Raw genomic sequence first — 20,254 nt, forward strand, 5'->3', positions numbered from 1 at the left:
GCCGATCAAAACCCGCTCTCAGCGGGAGTTGTCAGGGGGTCACCTGGGTCTTGCCGGTGGCCCGGAGGCGCTTGGCCCGCCAAGTGCGCACCTTGGCAGGGCTGGTGACGTTGACGTACTGCTGCCCGAACGCCGGGGCGAGATGGAGCCGCAACAGGGAGCGGTACAGCTCGTCCGTCGTCGGGACGACGCCGCGCTCGTCGATCCAGCGATTGGCGTAATCGGCGAACGGCATCTCACCGGCACTCGGGTCGAGCCAGTCGCCGCGCGACCAGCCGGCCTGGATCTGGGCGAGGAAGAACTCGGCGTCCTTCTTCGTCTCGACGGTTTCTGGGGCCGGGCGCAGGATTCCGTCCGTGCCGGGATAGCGGGCCTGGTACCGCCCGGAGGGCAGCTTGTGTATCGCGCCGAAGCTGCGGCGCGGCGCCTTCTGGCGCGGGCGCCCCACCTTGACGTAGCGAATGCGGCACTAGGAGACGAATCGACGGATGAACCGCTCGCCGACTCGCAGGCGCTCAGCAGCCTCGGCGACGCTGAGGAGACGGCCAGCCAAGGGTGATCACTTCCTTCGCCGGGTGAAGGAGGTGCCAGACGGGACCGGGCATCTCCCTGGCCATTGCCCCGCCGCCAACTGGAGGGTGGCGATGCTGCCCCACCCCTGAGATGAAACTCACCGTGCTCAACTGGTCACATCAAGCCATTCACAGGGGGGCGGGGAGCGCTCACGGCCGTGCGGTGCGCTTCCCGAGTAAAGCCGCCGGCGCCTGCCCCTGCGCGCTTTACGAAGTAGGACTTTATGGGGCGAATCGGGCGTAAAAACGTGGCTGATTCCCACTGAAATCGAACATAAATCCAAGTGTTCGATTACGTCTTTGAGTAGGTTCTCCAACGCTGCCGAGACCCGGGGGGACTGGGAGGGACGCAGCGACAGAAGGGGATTCGTATGTACCGACGCGCACTGGCGGCCACTGCCGTGACGGCCGCACTTGTCTTCACCGGGAGCACGGCGTTCGCTGCCTCGACGAGCACGAAGCTTTCGAACGGCAGGCTCTACTTCGAGGCCCTGCACGGCTCGGCCGTGGACGGCAACCCCACCAAGTGGTACGGCACGACGCAGTACGAGAAGACTGGCGGGAGCTCGGTGAACATCACGCTGGAGATGTACACGAGTAACGGCCTCTACAAGGACCGCTCGCAGTCCATCTCGAAGGGACAGAAGAAGGGGAAGACCTGGGTGGTGGCCAGGTCCAGCGACCCGGCCTGCTCCGCCAAGGGAATCATGGCAGCGGACACGGGCACCTACGAGACGCCGACCGTACACTTCTGCTGATCATTTGCCGTTGATGCCGGGGTGCGCTGTTGCTCCCCGGCTCCAGCATCGAAACGGGCACTCCATTGATCAAAGCGTCTATCGGGGCAGTCTCCGGGCTCCTGCCGATATTCTTCGTGCTGGTTGTCTTGTCCGCCGTGCCAACGGCGCTGATTGCGCGGGCCCGAAAGCGGCCGGTTATTGCGCCCACCTTGCTCGCGGTCTCCATTGTTGGGGTGCTTGCGGTCACGCTACTCCCTGGCGGCGCCGGGGAGGCGATGGATGGCTATTGCGATACTGGAGCACCGACGCATCTATTCACGTCGTCAAGCGCTTTGCTCAACATTGCATTGTTCGTTTCAGCACCCATGCTGGCAGTAATCACGTTTCGCCGTCCCGCGACGGTTGCAGCCGTCTCGGTGCTGTGCAGCGGGTCCATTGAACTTATCCAGGCGACAGCCTCTCTGGGGCGGTCATGTAGCGCCACGGATGTAACAGCAAACGCCTTGGGCGCCCTCATTGGCTCTGGAGTAGGAACTGTATGGGTTCTCCTGGACAGCAGGGGCTCCATCCACGCGAAGAGGGACGTGTGCTGGGGTGTCTCTGTTGCTGTCGCGGGCGCTTCTGTTCTCGTGGGCCTATTCAGCTTCTCGGTGAGCTCTATCGATGTCGTCGCGGCAGAGGATCGCCAACGAGCACAAATACAGACCCTCTCGGGCGCGAGCGACTGGATCGAACAGGCAGCAGAGGAGATATTCGGTCGCGGAACTGAGGTGGAAGAGACCCGAAGCCAGGCGGATGGTGGCCGATGGCATGTCACTGCGGTCACCAACCGGGGAGAAGTGAGCGGCTGGTGGCCTGACAAGTCGCTGGAGCGCGCCGAGTCGAAGCGCAACCGTGGCGACATAGGGAATCTGACGCGAAGCCAAATAGAGGAGACCGGAGACCAATTCGCCAGGAAATGGTTTCCTCAGAGCGTAACAAAAAGCCGTCGGACAATGTATCCAGTCGGCGACGGCAAGGACAAGGTTTACGTGGTGCTATACCGGCGATACGTGAACAACGTCATGATGCCGATGCGGCTGGACATCACAGTCACGTCGGCCGGTCGCGTCATGGACTTTTCCTCTCGGCCTGACCCCGACCCTGAGCTGCCTGCGGTAACTATTGGGCGGGAGAAAGCAAAGCAGCTGGCCAAGCGTGTGACAGGCCACCAGCCCCAACACGCCAACCTGCTTGCACAGAAGGTCAGCGGCCGGTGGAGGCCGGTATGGCTGCTGGACACCGGGAAGGAAGACGACCCGGACATCTTCCTCGACGCGGTTGCTGGAGCTGAAGTGACGCCTGATCTGTAGAAGGCGCCTCAAGGCGTAGCTGATTCCCAAGCTCAGAGCGCGGGTTCGATTCCCGTCACTCGCTCCACCAGAAAGCCCCAGGCCGTCGGCCCGGGGCTTTTTTGTTGGCCGGTGCGGGGCGGCGCGGCGCCTCACGCCCCCAGCACCCCCCGAGCCAACCCCCCCAACCCCTCCGCGATCCGCTCCCGGCTCACGCCCTGTTCTCGCTGGTGGCGGAAGAGTTCGGGGGACAGGGGGGCCAGTAGTTGGTCTGGCAGGGGGTGGGGGGTGGGGTGGGGGGAAGTGCGTAGGAGGTGGGTTACGTGGGCGTGCCAGAAGGCGTAGGCGCCTGTGGTGAAGCGGGTCGCGCCCGTTTCCGCGCCCAGTGCCAGCGGCAGGTGGGCCTCCAGTAGGAGCGTCATCTCCTCGTAGAACGCCGCCAGTCGCTCGGCCGGCGACGGGGCCGGGGCGCCCGGCTCCCCGGGGCCCAGCGGCGGGGCGCCGCGCAGCAGCTTCTCCTGGAGGGCCCGCTCGTGCTCGTCCAGCAGGGCGCGGGCGATCGTCGCGCGGTCGGGGTAGCGGCGGTAGAGCGTGCCCCGGCCCACCCCCGCCGCCTTCGCGATGTCGTCCATCGTCACCGAGGCCGGGTCGCGCTCCGAGAAGAGGCGTTCGGCGGCCGCGAGGATCCGGGCCCGGTTGCGGGCCGCGTCCGCCCGCTCCGGCGGGGGTGCGGGCGCCGCGCCCGCCAGCGGGAGCTCGCTCGTGCCGCTCGGCGCGACGGGCAGCGGGGGCTTCGGCGGGGGTTCGCTCATGACCGCAAGCCTAGGAAGTAAGTGGACAGCGTGTCCAGTTCGGCGTACCGTCCCGAGCGGCGGAGTAAGTGGACACCCTGTCCGCTTAGTTCCCGGAAGCGAGCCGTGTGTCCGTCAGCGCCCGTCAGCCCCCGCACCGCACCCACCAGGGAGTCCCCCATGCCGCACCTCCTCCACCTCGACTCCAGCGCCCGCCGCGACTCCTTCTCCCGCCGGGTCGGAGCCACCTTCGCGACCACCTGGCGGGCGGCCGGCGGAGGCACCGTCACTTACCGGGACCTCGCCGCCGCGCCCGTGCCGCCGATCCAGGAGGCGTGGACCCGTATCTGCGACACGCTGTTGCGCGAGGGCATCACCGACATCCACCGGTACGCCGAAGCCGTCCGCACCGACGAGGAGCGGGTGGCCTGGGCGGTCGTCGAGCCGCTGCTCGCCGAGCTGGTCGCCGCCGACGTCGTGCTCATCGGGGCCCCGATGTACAACTTCGGCGTCCCCGCCGCCCTCAAGGCATGGATCGACCAGGTCACCTTCCCCAAAATGGTGCTGGCGCCGCGCAAGTTCGTCGTCGCCTCCGCGCGCGGCGGCGCCTACGGACCCGGCATGCCGCGCGAGCCGTACGACCACCAGGGCCGCTACCTCCTCGACTTCTTCCGTGGCCACTACGCCGTCGAGGACGCCGAGATCATCAGCGCGGAACTCGTCAACGCCAACGTGGACCCCACGCTCGCCGCCCGCCTCGGGCAGCATCGCGAGTCGTACGAGGCATCCGTCCTCGCCGCCCGCCGACTCGCCGAAAAACTCGCCCACTTCAGCATCGGCAGGGAGGGCTGAACCGTGCCCTGGATCTGGCTGCTGCTCGCCGGTGCCGTCGAAGTCGCCTGGTCGCAGAGCATCGAACCGACCGACGGGTTCCGGAAGGTCCCGCAGACCCTGCTGTGTCTCATCCTCATGCTGGGCGCCGTTTATCTGCTCTCGCGTGCCATGGCCGACCTGCCGCCGGGAATCTCGTACGCGATCTTCACCGGCATCGGCACCGTGGGAGCGATCGTGCTCGGCGTCGTCCTGCGGCACGAGCCCCTCGGGCCCGGGCGGATCGCCGCCCTGCTCCTGATTGTGGGCGGGCTGACGGTGGCGCGGCTGACCACGGGGGACGGCTGACATCCCCCCGGACAGCCCGTCATACCAGCCCCCGCGCCCTCTCGAACCGCTCCCGCCCCTCCCCCAACTCCACCAGCGGCGCGGGGTACCCGTCGGCCGCCTCCGTCGGGGGGAGGTTCCACGGCTCGTGGATGTGGCGGTCGGGGACCGAGGCGAGTTCCGGGATCCAGCGGCGTACGTACGTGCCACGGGGGTCGAGGCGCTTGCCCTGGACCACGGGGTTGAGGATGCGGTTGGGGCGGGTGTCGGTTCCCGTTCCCGCCATCCACTGCCAGTTCAGCTGGTTGTTGGCGATGTCGCCGTCGACCAGGAGGTCCAGGAAGTGGCGGGCGCCGACGCGCCAGTCGGCGTACAGCGTCTTGGTCAGGAAGCTCGCCGCCAGCATCCGGCCCCGGTTGTGCATCCAGCCCTCGTGGGCGAGCTGCCGCATCGCCGCGTCGACCAGCGGGTAGCCCGTGCGGCCCGTGCGCCACGCCTCGATCTCGCGCTCGTCGTGGCGCCAGCGGTCACCCCGGGCGCGGTAGTCCGTGTGCGCCGCCTGTGGGCGGGCCGCCAGGACCTGGTGGTGGAAGTCGCGCCAGGCCAGCTGCCGTACGAACGCCTCGGCGCCCGAGGACGCCTCGCGCCGCGCCAGATGGACGAGTTCGGTCGCCGAGAGGGCTCCGAAGTGGAGGAAGGGGGAAAGGCGGGAGGTGGCGTCCGCCGCCAGGTCGTCGTGGCCCTTCTCGTAGCCGGCCAGGCCGGACGACAGCCAGGCCTTCAACCGTGCGCGGCCCGCCTTCTCGCCACCCTCCATCAGGCCCGGGGACGTTCCGGTGACCTCCTCGCGCGGGCGCGGCTCCGCCGAGCCGAGCTCCGGGACCCGTACCCGGCGCGGGAGCGGCACCACCTCCCGTACGCCCTGCTGCGTCCAGCGCCGGAGGTACGGGGTGAACACGGCGTAGTGGTCGTTGCCCGCCGGAGTCACCGCGCCCGGGGCGAGCGCCGTCACCACCGCGTCGTGCACCACCAGCGCGTCCGCGCCGAGCGCGCCCCGCAGCGCGTTCTCGCGCCGCACGGCGTACGCGCTCGGGCCGCCCGCCACATGCACCCGCTCCGCGCCCGTCTCGGCCACCACCGCGCACACCTGGGCCACGACCTCCCCGGAGCGCACCACCAGGCGCCCGCCGCGCGCCCGCAGGCCGGCGTCCAGATCGGCGAGGCAGTCGGCGAGGAAGGCCCGCCGGTTGGGGGCGTCGAAGCCCGCCGCGCGCACCCCGTCGTCGTACACGAACAGCGGCACGACCTCGTCGGCCTCGCGTACGGCGGCGTGCAGGGCGGGGTTGTCGTGCAGGCGCAGGTCGGCGGTGAACAGCACCACGGAGACGGTCATCCGGCCATCCTCCGGGAGCTTCGCCCGGGACGGCGGGAAGCGCGGCCGGGACGGCGGGAAGCGCGGCCGGGACGGCGGGAAGCGCGGCCGGGAGGGCCTCCCGGAGGATGGCCGGTGCCCGGCGGCCAGGCCCTCAGCCCTCCCAGCCCTGCTTCCGCAGCACCGAGGACACATCCGGCCTGCGGTAGTTCTCGCCCTTGAGGACCTTGCCGTCGGCGCGCAGGACCGGACGGCCGTCGGCGCCCAGCTTGGTCATGTTGGCGCGGTGGATCTCGGCGATCACCGCGTCGAGGTCGATGCCGTGCACCAGGGCGGTGCCGTACGCCACGTACACCACGTCCGCGAGCTCGTGCGCCAGGTGGTCCAGCGGCCCTTCGACCGCGACCTCGGCCGCCTCGGCCGCCTCCTCCACCAGCAGGTCACGGCGGTGCGCGGCCAGCTCGGCGGGGATCTCCGTGGGCGTGGTCCGCGCGTCCAGGCCGAAGGTGGTGTGGAATTCCCGGACCAGGGAGGCGGGGCTGGGTGCCGTGCCGGAAGCGGAGGCTTCGGTTCGTTGCGTGGGGGTGCTCATTCGCCCCACTTTACGTTCCCGCCCCACCGCTAACTCGCCTTACCCGTACGCCCGTTAGCCGGCCGGCGCCGACGGCCGGATCTGTGCATCTGCTATCGGCCCGGATCGCGTGGCAGTCCCCCCGGGGCGGGGCCGGCGGGCCCCGCAGGGGACGGCTGCGTACACACGTACGCATGCGCGATCGGCGGGGCGACTGTCCCTGGCGCCTGACTCGGTGTCATAATGTATGGGTAGCCCTTCGTGCATCCCCCGTCGCGAAGGGCTACATCTATGTGCGGGCGCGCCGGACCCGGCCCCGTACGCACTCTGCCCGGTTTCGGGCATGGCGTGGCCTTCACACGGGCAAGGGACTCCCCTCGTGGCCCCCTGCCCGTGTTTTTTCGAGTTAACAGTGGCGTAGAGTGTTTGTGCAAGCCCAGTTCCGACCAGACGGGGTGGGGGGACAGATGGAAGGCCGCACACCTGAGCTGACGACCCTTCAGCAGAAGGTCGCCTACATGGTGGAGAAGACCTTCCCCGGCGAGAACGTCTCGGGGCGGGCGTTCTCCGACCTGGTGAAGGAGCGGGGCGGGCAGCTGTCCCACAGCTACTTCTCCAACATCCTGGCGGGCAAGGTCACCCATCCCTCCGAGGACATCCTCAAGGCGCTCGGGCTCGGCTTCGGGGTCGACTGGCGGTTCTTCAAGGAGGAGTCCGAGGTCGTCGACGACGTGGTGGCGGGACTCCAGTTCCTGGCCAAGCGGCGTACGGGTGAGATCAGCGGCATCGCGGGGCGCGGGCTCGACGACGACGGCCTCTCCGCCGAGCTGCTCCAGTTCGCCCTCTCCCTCCTGGAGGAGACGAAGGGGAGCAGGGAGCCGGGCGGCCCCGGCGACGGCGGCGCCGCGCAGTAGCGGCGCCCGCGGCGCCCCCGGCACCCCCGGCCGCCCCGCGCGGCGGCAGCCGCCCCACGCGGTAGCCATACGCGGCGGTAGTAGCCCCACGCAGTAGCAAAGACTTACCCCCGGTCACCCAGTCCTGGCCGTGGCCGTGTTCATGCCCGTTCGTTAAGATGCGCCGATCCATCGCATGCCATACGACCGCGTGACCACGCCCGAGAGGGACCCAGAGGCCGACCGACATGTCCATGCGCGAGCTGCGGAGAGAGTGCGAGGCCGGGCTGGCGGACCTGCCGATCCCCGCCCCCTTCAGCGTCCCCGCCCTCGTCGCGAACATGGAGCAGGCCCGCGGCCGGACCATCGTGCTGCGCGAGCTGCCCGAGCGCCTCGCGCGCGTCAACGCCGCCTGCGGGCTGCGGCTGAAGGCCGGGGACACCAGCCTCGTCCTCTACCGGCGCCGCCCCACCGACTACCAGACCCAGCACGTCATCCTGCACGAGCTGTGCCACGAGTGGTTCGACCACGGCACCTCGCTCGACGCCGAGCAGCTCAGGGCGCTGCTGCCGGTCTTCGACGCCTCGCTCATCGGCCGGATGGTGCGGTCCGGCGCCACCGTCCAGGCCCGCGCGCAGTACGACACCCACGACGAGCGCGTCGCGGAGTTCGGCGCGTCCCTCATTCCCCGGATGGCTCTCGACGTGACCAGCGACGACATGGTCGGGCGGCTCTCCGACTCGCTGTCGCGGCCGGTCGCCCATCGCCGCCGGGGCTTCTTCCGCCGCGACTGACCCCCGCGCGCGCCCGCTGATCCCGCTGATACCGCACTCCCCCCTCTCCCCGTCCCCCCGCCGAAGGAACCCGTGAGCCCCCTCGACCTCGCCGGCTATCTCATAGCCGCGCTGATGACCGCCGTCGCCCTGTGGCGTATGCCCGCCGCCCTGTGGGGCGACGAGGAGGACAAGCGCCGCCGCGCCCTGTGGGGCTGTTACGCCGGGTTCGCCGTAGCCCTGTGGACCAAGACCAAGTTCGTACGGATCACACTCAACGACAGTGAGGTCACCGACCTCGCCGTCCTCATCAAGCACTACACCGCCACCATCGCCATCCTGGCGATCCTCAGCTACATCGTGGCGATCTACGGCCACTTCCCGGACGAGGGAGCCGTTCCCCGGCACGTGCGGTTCGCGCGGACCGTCCAGCGGGTCGCCGCCAAGGCGTCGGCGGCCACACTGGTCCTGCTGACCGTGCTGTTCTTCACGGTCGTGGACCGTTCCGTGCCCTCCGACCGGTTCGTCTCGGACCACGCGGGCCAGTGGGGCGCGACGCTCTACATGAGCGTGTTCTATCTGTACTTGGGCGCCTCCTCGGCCGTCTGCGCCTACCAGTGGGCGCTCGCCACCGGGAACGCGAAGGTGCGCCATCTGCGCCTCGGGCTCGGCATGATGACCTTCGCCATGTTCATCGGCGTGGCCTACACCCTCAGCCGGACGCTGTTCCTGTGGGTGAGTGTGATCGACCGGCCGAGCAAGTCGTTCGCGCTGCGCTTCGACGAGGTCACCGAGGCCTCGCAGATCGTGTTGTTCGCGTTCTTCGCGCTGGGCGCGTCGATCCCCGCCTTCAGCAAGGGCTGGCGCCGGGTGCGGCTGTGGCGGGCACAGGCCCGGCTGCACCCGCTCTGGTACGAGCTGATGACGGCGTTCCCGGACCAGCCGTTCGAGCCGCCCGCCTCGCTCGTACGGGAGCTGACGCGCTTCGACACCCCCGCCGACCTGCGGATCGACCGGTGGGCCGCGGACATCGCGGACGCGGTGGAGAAGCTGCGCCACTATGTGCCGGACGCGCTCCTGGACGCGGCCAAGCGGGCGGCCGGGACCGGGGCGAGCCCGCTCGCCGACGCGTACTGGATCAAGGCCGCGCTCGCCGCGAAGGCCGGCGGGGCGCCGGCGGGCGGGGCGGCGGCGATCGAGCCGCAGCACGCCGTCGACCAGGACGGGGAGGTGGCGTGGCTGGTGCGGGTGGCCGCCGCGTACCGGACGATTTCGGAGGACCGGGCCGGTGAGGTTCTGGCGTCGGTGCGGGGCGGGACGCAGGAGAGTGTGGCGTGAGCGGGACGACTGAGAGCCGTACGGTCGGTCTTGATGATCCCTCGCGGCGGCCGGTCGCCCTGGCCGTCACCAACGTCCTCCAGCCGCGCAACTGCCTGCTCGTCGGCATGCTCGCGATCGGGTTCGCGGCGGCGGGCGACTGGACCGGGCTGCTGTGGGGGTTCCTCGGGGCCCTGTGCGCCGGCCTGATCCCGGCGGGCTACATCGAGTGGGAGCGCGGGCGCGGCACGTGGGGCGACCGGCATGTGGTCGACCGTACGAAGCGGGCGCCGATCTTCTTCGTCATCCTCGGCTCGATCGGCACGGGCTCCCTGGTCATGGTCCTCGGCGACGCGCCCGCCGGCATCCTCGCGGCGATGCTGGCGCTGTGGGTGATGACGGTGGGGCTGCTGGCGGTGAACACGGTCTGGAAGATCTCGGTGGACTCGGCGGTGGGGTCGGCGGTCGTGGCGCTGCTGGCGGGGGTGCAGCATTCGCCGGTGTGGTTGCTGGGGTATGTGCTTACGGTGGGGGTTTGCTGGTCTCGGGTGGCGCTGCGGTATCACACGGTGGGACAGGTGGTTGCCGGGGCGGGGTTGGGGGCGGGGACGGCGTTGGTGTTCTTGTTCGTGTGAGGCCCCCACCCCGCCCCTTCCCGAAAGCCCTCTGGCGGGCGGCCGATCCTTCGTCTGCGGCTGAGTGGGTGGCTGATCGCGCAGTTCCCCGCGCCCCTAGGTAGTCCCCGGCAGCCGGAGATCTTGGCTCAGCCACGGGCCTTCAGGGGCGGGCTCAGCCGATGCACCTACCTCAGCCACAGGCTTTAGGGGCGCGGGGAACTGCGCGAGAAGCGGCCACCGGCCCGCAGCCGACGAACCACCCAGGGGCGCGGGGAACTGCGCGACCAGCCACCCACACACCCGCAGACAAAGGCCGGGGCGAGTTACATGTGGATCGGGCCCGCGTCCCCGCCCTCCGTCGGGTGCGGGTGCGGGGGGCCCTTGCGGTAGAGGATCACCGTCACCAGCAGGCCGAGCGCGAAGAAACCCGCCGACCACCAGTACGCCGTCGCGTAACTGTGCAGCTGGGCCTTGGCCAGGACCTGCGGCGTGGGCCGCTTGCCCACCAAGTAGTGCGTGGCCGCGCTCGTCGCCAGCGTGTTCAGCAGCGACGTACCCACCGAACCCCCCACCTGCTGGCTCGTGTTGACCATCGCGGACGCGACCCCCGCGTCGTGCGCCGCGACCCCCGCCGTCGCCAGGTTCATCGCCGGCGCGAAGATCAGACCCATCCCGCAGCCCATCACCAGCAGCGGCGGCAGGACGTGCGCCGCGTACGTGCTGTCGACGTCCAGCGCCGTCATCCACACCAGACCCGCCGCGCCCAGCCCCATGCCCAGCGGCACGATCGGCTTGGCGCCCAGCTTCGGTACGAAGCGGTTCTGCGCGATCACCGACGACGCGATCATGATCACGACCATGGGGATGAAGGCGAGCCCGGTCTTCACGGGCGAGTAGCGCAGCACCTGCTGCAAGTAGTACGTGAGGAAGAGGAAGACCCCGAACATCCCCGCGCCGGATATGAACATCCCGAGGAACGAGGCGCCCCGGTCGCGGTCCAGGACCACCCGTAGCGGCAGCAGGGGGTGCGCGGCCCGCATCTGCCACAGGACGAACGCGACCAGCAGCACCCCGCCCGCCGCCAGGAACCCCCAGGTCTGCGGCGAACTCCACGAGTGCTTCTCGGCGTTGGAGAACCCGTACACGATGCAGAACAGGCCCGCCGAGACGAGGAGCGTGCCGGGGATGTCCAGCTTCGGGCGGTCGGCCGGGGCTCCGGGGTGCAGCAGCCGCAGCGCGCCGAGGAAGGCGATCGCCGCGAAGATGAGGTTCACGTACAGGCACCAGCGCCAGTTGAGGTACTCGGTGAGCAGTCCGCCGAGCAGCAGGCCCACCGCGCCGCCGGTGCCCGCGATGGCGCCGTAGATCCCGAAGGCCTTGGCGCGTTCCTTCGGATCGGTGAACGTCGTGGTCAGCAGGGACAGCGCGGCCGGGGCGAGCAGCGCGCCGAAGACGCCCTGGAGGGCGCGGGCGATGACCAGCACCGTGAAGCTGGGCGCCGCGCCGCCGATCGCGGAGGCCACCGCGAAGCCGATCAGACCGGTCAGGAAGACGGCCTTGCGGCCCACCAGGTCCGCGACCCGGCCGCCGAGCAGCAGGAGCGAGCCGAAGGCGAGGGCGTACGCGGTGACGATCCACTGGCGGTTGCCGTCGCTGAAGCCGAGGTCGCTCTGCGCGGAGGGCAGGGCGATGTTCACGATGGTGGCGTCGAGCACCACCATGAGCTGGGCGACGCCGATGACGGCGAGGACCAGCCAGCGGTGTTCGTGGGCGGCGCCGCCTTGGTGGCCGGTGCCGCCGGCTGCTGCGGCGGCGGCCGTGACCGCGCCGCGCCCGCGCAGTGGGTCCTCGGGACTCGCCCCGGTGGCCGTTTCGGCGCTCTCCTGCGGTGCTGAGGCGGCGGCTATCCGCTCTGCCCTGCCCTCTTCGACGGCGTCCTTGGTGTGACGGCCCATGGCGTACGTCTCCTTAAGGGGGGATACACACCCTTCCTTACGCTAAGTGGTGGTTGGGCGTTCTGCCACGCGAGTGACGCGGGGGGTTGTGCCCGGCCTTTGTCTGCGGCTGAGTGGTGGGTTGCTCGCGCAGTTCCCCGCGCCCCTAGGTAGGTACGGCATTGCCCAGGAGTTCCCGCGCCCCCGGAAGGCTTCGTTCGGCTGCGGGCCGGTGGCCGCTTCTCGCGCAGTTCCCCGCGCCCCTAAAAGCCTGTGGCTGAGGCAGGTACATCGGCTGAGCCCGCCCCTGAAAGCCCGTGGCTGGGCCAAGATCTCCGGCCGATCCCAACCCCCTAGGGGCGCGGGGAACTGCGCGAGCAACCGGCTACGGTCCGCAGATGAAAGCGGGTTTCCAGGGCGCGGCGACCCCGCCGCAACCGCCGTACTACCTAGGGGCGCGGGGAACTGCGCGACCAGCCCGCCACTCAGCCGCAGACAAAGACCGGGCCGAATAGGGGCCTGGCGAACCCAACAATCGGAATCGCAAGGCCACTTCGAGCTCGAAGCGCGCGTCGGGGTCGTCGAGCGCCGCCCCGAACAGCTCCTCGATGCGGCGCAACCGCTGGCGTACCGTCTGCGGGTGCAAGGCAAGGCGTTCCGCCACCTCCGGCGCGCTGCCCCGCTGCGACTGGAGCCACACCAGCAGCGTCGTGGCAAGCCGAGTGGCCTGCTTCGGCGTGAGGTCGTCCAGGGGCCGCAGCCGCCGGTCGGCGAAGAGCCGCACCAGCGGCTGGTCACCGAGAAGCAGCAGCTCCGGCAGCCGCTCCTCGCACCGTACGATCCCCGCCGGCCGTTCGAGCCGCGCCAGCAGCGTCCGCGCCCAGCGCAGCGAGTCCGCCGCCATCGCGAGCGGCACGGTCGGCCCGACCACCGCCCCGCGCACCTCCAGCGCCCCCGCGAACGCCTGGTCCTCGAAAGCCTTCTCCGGCTCCGGGACCAGCAGATACGGCTCCTGCCCGTCCAGGTCGGCGAGCACGGCCGGAGGCAGCCTGCGATACGTGCGGTCGCGCTCGGCGGGCGGTCCGAGCGCGACGCACGCCACAGTGTCGGGCAGCATCCAGTTCGCCGTCACGGCCGCCTGTTCGAGTGCGGACGCGTCCGCCCCGGAAACGATCCGCCCCAGCAGATGGTGGCGCCGCCGCCCCAGCGCGCCCGCCTTGTCGGCCTGCGCCTCCGCGTACCCGCGTACCGACACGGCGGAGATCTCGTCGATGTGCGCGAACACCGCCTCGGCGAGCAGTACGACCTGGTCGGCGCCCACCCCGGCCCGCCGCGCCGCGCGCGCGTACCGCCGCCAGGCCACCCGCGCCCCCAGCCGGTACGCGGCCTGCAACGCGTCCAGGCTGCGGCCCTCGGCGAACTCGCCGCGCCCCAGCACCCAGTACACCCGCCACCGCTCCCCGCCCCGCTCGGCGGAGGCCGCGTCGCCGCCCTCCACGAGGTCCGCGAATTCGGCGAGTGCGGTTTCCACGCCCATCTGGATACCGTGTCCGAATTTCCCATGCAACGGCCTAGAGAATTCCGGCACGTGTTGCCTGATCTGCCGAATTACCTCGGCCGCCGTGGAACGCTGTTCCTTTCGCAGCTCCGCGGCGAGCGTACGCGGCAGAGCGGCCCATGGCCCGGCCATGGGGGCGAGTATGAGCGGTTGTTACTCACCGGTCAATAGCCCCCGCGGCCCGGTCCGACGACCGCGTCAGAGCGTCCGCACGAAGGCGGCGAAGGCCCCCGGACTGACGGTGAAGGCCCCGCCGTCGGGGTTCTTGGAGTCGCGCACCGCGATGCGGTGGGGTTGGGTGGCGATTTCTACGCATTCGCCGCCGGTGTCGCCACTGTGGGACGACTTACGCCAGGCGGCGGCGCCGAGAGGAGCACACTCGACGCATTCGCCGCCGGTGTCGGAGCTGTAGGACGACTTACGCCACCGGGCACTCGTCAGGTTTTGGTTGGTCCCCATAACGCTCCTCCATTACGCGGGCGATCAGTGCCGCCGAGCCCTCCACGGAGAGGGCAGTGGCCTGCAAGTGATCGTAACGGAGTGAACCCTCCCTGATAGCTTGCTGGTTGGCAGTCATGTGCCCGCTGACGAAGTCCTCGGTGTACACGAGGTCCGGGTCGTCGTCGAACCGCAGGGTGGTGAAGGAGCCAGGCAACCCGGTGTGTGCACCAGCCTCGAACGGCAGCACCTGCACCTTCACCCAGTCCCGGCTCGCATTGAGGTGCAGCAGGTGCTCAAGCTGCTCCCTCATGACCTTCCGGCCACCGATCTGCTGGCGCAGCACCGTCTCGCTCATCACCACCCAGATCAGCGGTGGTGTCTCGCGGTCCAGGATGCGCTGGCGCTCCATACGAGCCTCTACGCGCGCGTCGACGTCACCCTCGTCCCGTACTCCGAGAACGGCACGGGCGTAGTCCTCGGTCTGGAGCAGCCCGTACACCAACTGCGCCTGAAACGTGGAAATGTACGCCGCCCGCGCCTCCATCTCCGCATACTGCTGGAACCAGGACGGCAACTGCGTGCGCAGCACCAGCCCCACCAACCGCGTGAAGAAGCCGTCCGTCAGCAGCGCCGCGTCCAGGCGTTCCGAGATGTCCCGGGTCGGGACCTTCCGGGCCGTCTCGATCTGGCCGATCAGTGACGCCGCGCAGAAGATGACGGCGCCGAGTTGCTCCTGCGTCATCCCGGCCGCCTCGCGCTTGCGGCGCAGCTCGGAACCGTAGTAGTCCAGCGGGGAGGCGCTGGGATCGAGGTCTCGGATGTTGACCATGTCGAAGGGTCACCCCCAACCGTATGTGTGAGGCTGAATTTTCGGCCCGTAGCCGAGCGTAAACACCTGACCGCACTCTGGTGACGTGAATCACGCAACTCACTCTTCCGAGGCGGGAGTTGGAGGGCGCTACGGCATGAACCTCACCGTGGGCGACCACTCCGCGCGGCATTTACGCCGCATCCTGCGCCAGTACCTGGCCAACTGGTCGATGACCGAACTGGCCGACGACGCCGAGCTCGCGCTCACCGAGCTGATGGCGAACGTCGTACGCCATGTGCCCGGCCGGCAGTGCCAGGTGGTGATACTCGCCCGGGCGGGCGGGCTCCGGGTGGAGCTCACGGACGACTGCCCGAAGCTGCCCGAGATGCCCGCCCACCCCGAGCAACTGGCCGAATCCGGGCGGGGGTTGCTGATCGTGGCGACGGTGGCGAACCGGTGGGGGGTGGTGCCGCACGCGTGGGGCGGGAAGACGGTGTGGTTCGAGTGCGACGCACCGGCGGCGGACGGCTAGCGGAAGCCGCCCATCGCGGCGCGGACCTCGTCGAGGGTGGCCTCGGCGATGGCGTTGGCGCGCTTGTTGCCCTCGCGCAGGACCTCTCGTACGTACGAGAGGTCCCGCGCGTACTCGGCGCGGCGGGCCCGCATCGGGGCCAGGAAGGTGTTGACGGCGTCGGTGACGTGGCGTTTCAGCGCGGCGGCGCCGCCGTCGCCGATCTCGGTGGCGATCTCGTACGGGTCGCGGTCCTGGCAGAGCGCGGCGAGCCGCAGGAGGTTGGCCACGTGGGGGCGGGTGTCGGGCTCGTAGGTGATGCGCCGGTCGGGGTCGGTGGTGGCGCGGCGGATGACGGCGGCGGTCTCGTCGGGGGTGGCGCCGAGCGGGATCGCGTTGCCGCGCGACTTGCTCATCTTGGTGCCGTCGGTGCCGAGGAGGAGGGGGGTGTCGGAGAGGAGGATCTCGGGCTCGGGGAAGACGTGCCCGTAACGGTCGTTGAAGCGGCGGGCGATCGTGCGGGTGACCTCGAGGTGGGGGGCCTGGTCCTGGCCGACCGGGACCAGGTCGGGTTTGCAGAACAGGATGTCGGCGGCCTGGTGGGCCGGATACGTGTACATCAGCCCGCTGACGGCGGACTGGCGCGAGTGCGCGATCTCGTCCTTGACGGTGGGGTTGCGGCCGAGCTCGGCGACGGAGACCAGGCTGAGGAAGGGGAGGAGGAGCTGGTTGAGGGCGGGGACGGCGCTGTGGGTGAAGACGGTGGTGCGGGCGGGGTCGATACCGGCGGCCAGGTAGTCCAGGACGAGGCGCTCGGTGTGGCCAAGGAGGTCGTCGGCGAGGTCGCGGTCGGTGATGACCTGGTAGTCGGCGATGACGAGGACGACCTCGGCGCCCTCGTTCTGGAGGCGTACGCGGTTGTGGAGCGTGCCGAAGTAGTGGCCGAGGTGGAGGGGGCCGGTGGGGCGGTCGCCGGTGAGGATGCGGGTCATTGTTCTGGGGCCCTTCTGGGGTGGGTGACGGCCGTTTCGCGGGACGGGCGCCGTCCCCTCCAGGGGGCCGGGCATGTCCGGGATGCCCGGGCATACGAAAGGCCGTCCGATGTCGAACGGCCCTTGATCGTGCGCGTGCAGGTGGGGTGGCCGCTCCTAGGAGGAGCGCCACCAGTTCAGGTGCAGCGACTTCGGCTGCGCCTGTGACTGCGACTGCGACTGCGCGGAGGTCATGCGGCGAGTGTACGGGGGCGGGGGTCCTGGGGGGAGGGACTTCCGGCCGTTCCTCACTTGTGGGCGTGCTCACCCACGTAGAAGAGGAGCCATACGAAGCCGGCGAAGAGGTGGGTGCCGAAGATGTAGAACCCGGCGCGGAGGGCTATGCCGCGTTCCTTGGTCTTCTCGGGGTCTTCGGCCACGGGGGCGCTCCTTGCGTGGTGGGCGTCGTGTCCAGCGTACGGGGTGTGATCCGGGTGCCCCCGGCATAGCGTTCACTCGCACCTCATTGCAACGCGTGACTGGCGGGCGTTGCGTTAGTTTCAGATCCATTGCTCTGAAACTAGGCGCCTGAGCTGCTGAGATGCGGATTCCTGGCGGCGATTGCGTTGCCTGATCACCGAACGCAACGTAGCTTTTCGTTCATCAGAAACCGGGAACGACAAGCCGAAGGACAGCATGATGCTGAAGTTCACCACCACCGCCCCGATCTCCGCCGTCCTCGACATCCCCGCCGGGCGCGTCCAGTTCATCGCCGCCGACCGGGCCGACACCACGGTCGAGGTCCGGCCCGCGAACCCCGCCAAGGGCCGCGATGTGAAGGCGGCCGAGCTGACCACGGTCGAGTACGCCGACGGTGTGCTGCGCGTCGTCGCCTCCTCGGCGAAGAACCGGGTCCTGGGGAACTCCGGATCCGTCGAGGTGACCGTCCAGCTGCCCGCCGACTCCCGCGTCGAGGTGAAGGCGGCGGCCACGGAGTTCCGGGCCGTCGGACGCTTCGGGGACGTCGCGTTCGACGGGGCGCACGGCACGGTCAAGATCGACCAGGCCGCGAGTGTCCGGCTCACCGCGCTCGCCGGTGACGTCGTGGTCGGCCGGCTGGGCGGTCCCGCCGAGATCACCACGGCGAAGGGCGACATCCGTGTCGCGGAGGCGGTGCGCGGCACGGTGGTGCTGCGCACGCAGGCGGGTGACGTCTCGGTGGGGGCGGCGGCGGGGGTGACGGCGTCGCTGGACGCCGGTACGAGTTATGGGCGTGTGCGGAATGGGCTCCGGAATACGGGGGGTGAGGCGGGGTTGGTGATCCGGGCGACGACGGCGTACGGGGACATCTCGGCCCACACGGTCTGATGGGCCCGGCCTTTGTCTGCGGCTGAGTGGGTGGTTGCTCGCGCAGTTCCCCGCGCCCCTAAACTCGCCTTCGTCTGCGGGCCGGTGGCCGCCTCTCGCGCAGTTCCCCGCGCCCCTAAACCCGCCTTCGTCTGCGGGCCGGTGGCCTCTTCCCGCGCAGTTCCCCGCGCCCCTGGGGGGGGGTGGCCGCAGTCGGAGGACTCAGCTCAGCCACAGGCGCTTTTAGGGGCGCGGGGAACTGCGCGAGCAACCGGCCACGACCCGCAGACGACAGCGGGGTTCCAAGGGCGCGAACGACCGCCCGAGCGGGCCGCACTACCTAGGGGCGCGGGGAACTGCGCGACCAGCCCGCCACCGGGCCGCAGACAAAGGCCGGGCCAAAAAGGGGGCGTTACGGTCGGGGGGACGTGATTGCGCGGGCCGCCTGGATCTCCGCCCGGAGCGGGGACAGGACCGCCCCCTCCGGGCCCGAGAGCGTCGTCCGGACCTCCACCAGGGTGGACGAGGCCCGCAGCCCTGCCGCCAACCCCCGCAGCTCCCGCGCCGCCTCCGCCACCTCCCCCGCCGACGGCGGCTCCGCTCCGTGGTTCACCCGTACCCGCCCGGCCGTCGTCGCGTCCACGATCCGCTCCACCGCCACCACCAGCGGCCACCACGCCGCCGCCCGCGCCCCCATCGGCGGCGGCTCGGTCAGCGCGCGCTGGAACTCGGAGCGGACCACCGACAGGTCCCGGTAGATGCGGCGCCGGCGCCGGCCCCGTTCCGCCTGGTCCTCGCCCGCCAGGGCGAACGCGCACTCCACGTACGCCGCCGCGTCCTCCACCGCGTCCGCCAGCCGGTCCCCGATCCGGGTGTGCCAGCTCTCCGGCCACAGCAGATACCCCGCCACCAGCGAGATCCCGCAGCCGATCAGGCTGTCCCACAGGCGTGGCAGCACCAGGCCGAAGCCCTGGTGGTTGAGGACGTCGGACAGGAGCAGGATCACGGGCGTGATCGCCGCCGTCTGGAAGGCGTAACCCTTCGCCGAGAACGCCGGGATCAGCGCCGCCAGCACCACCATCACCGGCACGTCCCACCACCCGCGCGGCACCTCCGCCAGCACGGCCGCCGCCGTCACCAGGCCCACCGCCGTGCCGAGCGCCCGCAGCACCGCCCGCGAGAACACCGACCCGAAGTCCGGCTTCAGGACGAACGTGACGGTCAGCGCCACCCAGTACGAGCGCGGCACCGCCACCAGCGACACCAGCGCCTGGGCCAGCCCGATGCAGAGCGCGAGCCGCAGCCCGTACCGCCAGGACGCCTGCGAGAACAGCACGTTGCGCGCGCCCCGCCGCAGCCGGATCCGCAGCGCGGCCGGGCGGCCGAGGCGGTCGTCGACGTTGTACGGGTCGGGGTCCGGCTTGTGGACCACCACCGCCGCGTGCCGCAGCGCCGCGTCCACCGCGCGTTCCGACGGCTTGGCGGGCTCGGGCAGCGCCAGGTCCGGCACCGGGCCGGTGCGGGCCTGTTCGACCGCGGCCGCCAACTCCCGTACGGCCGCGGGGATCTCGGCGGGCAGCGGCCGTCCTCGCAGATGCGCCGCCGGGGCCGCCTCCACCAGCGGGATCACCACGTTCAGCTGCGCCAGCAGCCGCACCAGCGGACTGCGCCGTCCGTGGTCGCGGGTGCGGCGCGCGAGCACCAGGTCGTACGCCGTGTTGAGCGACTGCGTCATGGCCTGGCGCCTGGCGTCGTACGCCGGTGTGCCCGCGGCTTCGAGGAGGTCGGCCGCCGCCCGGTAGGTCGCGGCGACGGCCGTCCGCTCCGGGACCCGGTTGCGCAGCGGCCAGCCGAGGAGGGTGAGCAGGAGGACGAAGAGGCCGCCGACGGTGAGCAGCAGCGGTGCCTTCCACCACGGCGACGGCATCGGCAGGCCGGCGCCGACCACGGCGTTCAGCAGGAGCAGCAGACCGGAGACGGAGGCGACCGCGCCGATGGACGAGATCATCCCGGAGACCAGCGCCACGAGGGTGAGCGCGGCGACCGCCAGCCAGCCCTCGCCGTACACCAGGGTGCCGAGGGTGACGCCGATCGCGCCGAAGAGCTGCGGTACGGCGATGTTGAAGACGCGCATCCGGTACGCGTCGGCGGTGTCGCCGATCACTCCGGAGAGGGCGCCCATGGAGGTGAGCGCGCCGTAGGTGGGCTGGTCGGTGGCGAAGCCGACGGCGAGGGGGGCGGCGAGGGCGATTCCCGCGCGGGCGACGGCGGGCCAGGCGATGGGGGTGCGCTGTGGCCGTAGGCCGCTGACCAGCCATGCGGGTGGGGTGAGCCGCACCCGTGCGCGGTCGGTCGGGGTCTCGTCCACGTCTGGTTGTGCACCCATGTGATCAGTATGCGATCGGGAGTGCCCGGCCTTTGTCTGCGGGTGAGTGGTGGGTCGCTCGCGCAGTTCCCCGCGCCCCTGGGGGGTTGCGGGTCAGCCGGAGAAACCAGCTCAGCCACAGGCTTTTAGGGGCGCGGGGAACTGCGCGAGCAACCCACCA

At 70.5% G+C, this 20,254-nt stretch carries 21 protein-coding genes; 10 read left to right on the plus strand and 11 right to left on the minus strand.

What is annotated here, in order from left to right; translation table 11 throughout:
• Positions 1 to 31: 31 nt before the first annotated feature.
• On the minus strand, positions 32 to 448 hold the full coding sequence (locus tag ABD236_RS01800) for a hypothetical protein (protein WP_344069031.1): 417 nt from the start codon (positions 446 to 448) through the stop codon (positions 32 to 34).
• A 495-nt stretch (positions 449 to 943) separates the two neighbouring features.
• Between ABD236_RS01800 and ABD236_RS01805 the strand changes: the two genes are divergently transcribed.
• Together ABD236_RS01805 and ABD236_RS01810 are read left to right on the plus strand one after the other, a co-directional pair.
• Complete coding sequence (locus ABD236_RS01805) at positions 944 to 1,330, plus strand: hypothetical protein (protein WP_344069034.1); 387 nt, start codon at positions 944 to 946, stop codon at positions 1,328 to 1,330.
• A 29-nt stretch (positions 1,331 to 1,359) separates the two neighbouring features.
• Positions 1,360 to 2,664: a VanZ family protein gene (locus ABD236_RS01810; protein ID WP_344069037.1), complete on the plus strand. Its 1,305-nt coding sequence runs from the start codon at positions 1,360 to 1,362 to the stop codon at positions 2,662 to 2,664.
• Between the two features lie 131 nt (positions 2,665 to 2,795).
• Here the strand turns inward: ABD236_RS01810 and ABD236_RS01815 are convergent, their stop codons facing one another.
• The gene (locus tag ABD236_RS01815; protein WP_344069040.1) at positions 2,796 to 3,455 is read right to left on the minus strand and encodes a TetR/AcrR family transcriptional regulator; all 660 of its coding nucleotides are present in this window, start codon (positions 3,453 to 3,455) and stop codon (positions 2,796 to 2,798) included.
• A gap of 159 nt (positions 3,456 to 3,614) precedes the next feature.
• Between ABD236_RS01815 and ABD236_RS01820 the strand changes: the two genes are divergently transcribed.
• Positions 3,615 to 4,286 (plus strand): FMN-dependent NADH-azoreductase, encoded by a 672-nt coding sequence (locus tag ABD236_RS01820; RefSeq protein ID WP_344069042.1) that lies wholly within the window; start codon positions 3,615 to 3,617, stop codon positions 4,284 to 4,286.
• Between the two features lie 3 nt (positions 4,287 to 4,289).
• Positions 4,290 to 4,613, plus strand: a complete 324-nt coding sequence (locus tag ABD236_RS01825; protein WP_344069044.1) for a DMT family transporter — start codon at positions 4,290 to 4,292, stop codon at positions 4,611 to 4,613.
• 19 nt (positions 4,614 to 4,632) lie between these two features.
• On the opposite strand, the gene ABD236_RS01830 is transcribed toward ABD236_RS01825, so the two are convergent.
• Positions 4,633 to 5,985, minus strand: coding sequence for a cryptochrome/photolyase family protein (locus tag ABD236_RS01830; RefSeq protein WP_344069047.1), 1,353 nt, complete (start codon positions 5,983 to 5,985; stop codon positions 4,633 to 4,635).
• Positions 5,986 to 6,118: 133 nt separating this feature from the next.
• The gene (locus ABD236_RS01835; RefSeq protein WP_344069050.1) at positions 6,119 to 6,556 is read right to left on the minus strand and encodes a pyrophosphohydrolase domain-containing protein; all 438 of its coding nucleotides are present in this window, start codon (positions 6,554 to 6,556) and stop codon (positions 6,119 to 6,121) included.
• 446 nt (positions 6,557 to 7,002) lie between these two features.
• Between ABD236_RS01835 and ABD236_RS01840 the strand changes: the two genes are divergently transcribed.
• The 4 genes from ABD236_RS01840 (at position 7,003) to ABD236_RS01855 (ending at position 10,153) form a co-directional block, all read left to right on the plus strand.
• Complete coding sequence (locus ABD236_RS01840; protein ID WP_344069052.1) at positions 7,003 to 7,449, plus strand: hypothetical protein; 447 nt, start codon at positions 7,003 to 7,005, stop codon at positions 7,447 to 7,449.
• Between the two features lie 227 nt (positions 7,450 to 7,676).
• Positions 7,677 to 8,222: a toxin gene (locus ABD236_RS01845; protein WP_344069054.1), complete on the plus strand. Its 546-nt coding sequence runs from the start codon at positions 7,677 to 7,679 to the stop codon at positions 8,220 to 8,222.
• Positions 8,223 to 8,294: 72 nt separating this feature from the next.
• On the plus strand, positions 8,295 to 9,539 hold the full coding sequence (locus ABD236_RS01850; RefSeq protein ID WP_344069056.1) for an MAB_1171c family putative transporter: 1,245 nt from the start codon (positions 8,295 to 8,297) through the stop codon (positions 9,537 to 9,539).
• Complete coding sequence (locus ABD236_RS01855) at positions 9,536 to 10,153, plus strand: hypothetical protein (RefSeq protein ID WP_425543799.1); 618 nt, start codon at positions 9,536 to 9,538, stop codon at positions 10,151 to 10,153. The genes ABD236_RS01850 and ABD236_RS01855 overlap by 4 nt, the downstream gene beginning before the upstream one ends.
• 305 nt (positions 10,154 to 10,458) lie before the next feature.
• Here the strand turns inward: ABD236_RS01855 and ABD236_RS01860 are convergent, their stop codons facing one another.
• The 4 genes from ABD236_RS01860 to ABD236_RS01875 form a co-directional block, all read right to left on the minus strand.
• A complete protein-coding gene (locus ABD236_RS01860; RefSeq protein WP_344069058.1) occupies positions 10,459 to 12,090 on the minus strand; it encodes an MFS transporter in 1,632 nt (543 codons plus the stop codon).
• A gap of 424 nt (positions 12,091 to 12,514) precedes the next feature.
• Positions 12,515 to 13,759: a PucR family transcriptional regulator gene (locus ABD236_RS01865; protein WP_486387785.1), complete on the minus strand. Its 1,245-nt coding sequence runs from the start codon at positions 13,757 to 13,759 to the stop codon at positions 12,515 to 12,517.
• A 66-nt stretch (positions 13,760 to 13,825) separates the two neighbouring features.
• Complete coding sequence (locus ABD236_RS01870) at positions 13,826 to 14,086, minus strand: DUF397 domain-containing protein (RefSeq protein WP_344069062.1); 261 nt, start codon at positions 14,084 to 14,086, stop codon at positions 13,826 to 13,828.
• Positions 14,046 to 14,897 (minus strand): helix-turn-helix domain-containing protein, encoded by an 852-nt coding sequence (locus ABD236_RS01875; RefSeq protein ID WP_344069064.1) that lies wholly within the window; start codon positions 14,895 to 14,897, stop codon positions 14,046 to 14,048. The genes ABD236_RS01870 and ABD236_RS01875 overlap by 41 nt, the downstream gene beginning before the upstream one ends.
• A 136-nt stretch (positions 14,898 to 15,033) precedes the next feature.
• On the opposite strand from ABD236_RS01875, the gene ABD236_RS01880 reads away from it, so the two are divergent.
• Complete coding sequence (locus ABD236_RS01880; RefSeq protein ID WP_344069067.1) at positions 15,034 to 15,411, plus strand: ATP-binding protein; 378 nt, start codon at positions 15,034 to 15,036, stop codon at positions 15,409 to 15,411.
• Here ABD236_RS01880 and trpS read toward each other — a convergent pair.
• Together trpS and ABD236_RS01890 are read right to left on the minus strand one after the other, a co-directional pair.
• Positions 15,408 to 16,382, minus strand: a complete 975-nt coding sequence (gene trpS, locus ABD236_RS01885; protein ID WP_344069070.1) for a tryptophan--tRNA ligase — start codon at positions 16,380 to 16,382, stop codon at positions 15,408 to 15,410. The genes ABD236_RS01880 and trpS overlap by 4 nt on opposite strands.
• 287 nt (positions 16,383 to 16,669) lie before the next feature.
• On the minus strand, positions 16,670 to 16,801 hold the full coding sequence (locus ABD236_RS01890) for a DUF6126 family protein (protein ID WP_344069073.1): 132 nt from the start codon (positions 16,799 to 16,801) through the stop codon (positions 16,670 to 16,672).
• 259 nt (positions 16,802 to 17,060) lie between these two features.
• Here ABD236_RS01890 and ABD236_RS01895 point away from each other — a divergent pair, with 259 nt between their 5' ends.
• Complete coding sequence (locus ABD236_RS01895; protein ID WP_344069163.1) at positions 17,061 to 17,729, plus strand: DUF4097 family beta strand repeat-containing protein; 669 nt, start codon at positions 17,061 to 17,063, stop codon at positions 17,727 to 17,729.
• A gap of 391 nt (positions 17,730 to 18,120) precedes the next feature.
• Here the strand turns inward: ABD236_RS01895 and ABD236_RS01900 are convergent, their stop codons facing one another.
• Complete coding sequence (locus tag ABD236_RS01900) at positions 18,121 to 20,094, minus strand: FUSC family protein (protein ID WP_344069076.1); 1,974 nt, start codon at positions 20,092 to 20,094, stop codon at positions 18,121 to 18,123.
• Between the last annotated feature and the right edge of the window lie 160 nt (positions 20,095 to 20,254).

Source organism: Streptomyces crystallinus, assembly GCF_039521265.1.
Lineage (GTDB): Bacteria > Actinomycetota > Actinomycetes > Streptomycetales > Streptomycetaceae > Streptomyces > Streptomyces crystallinus.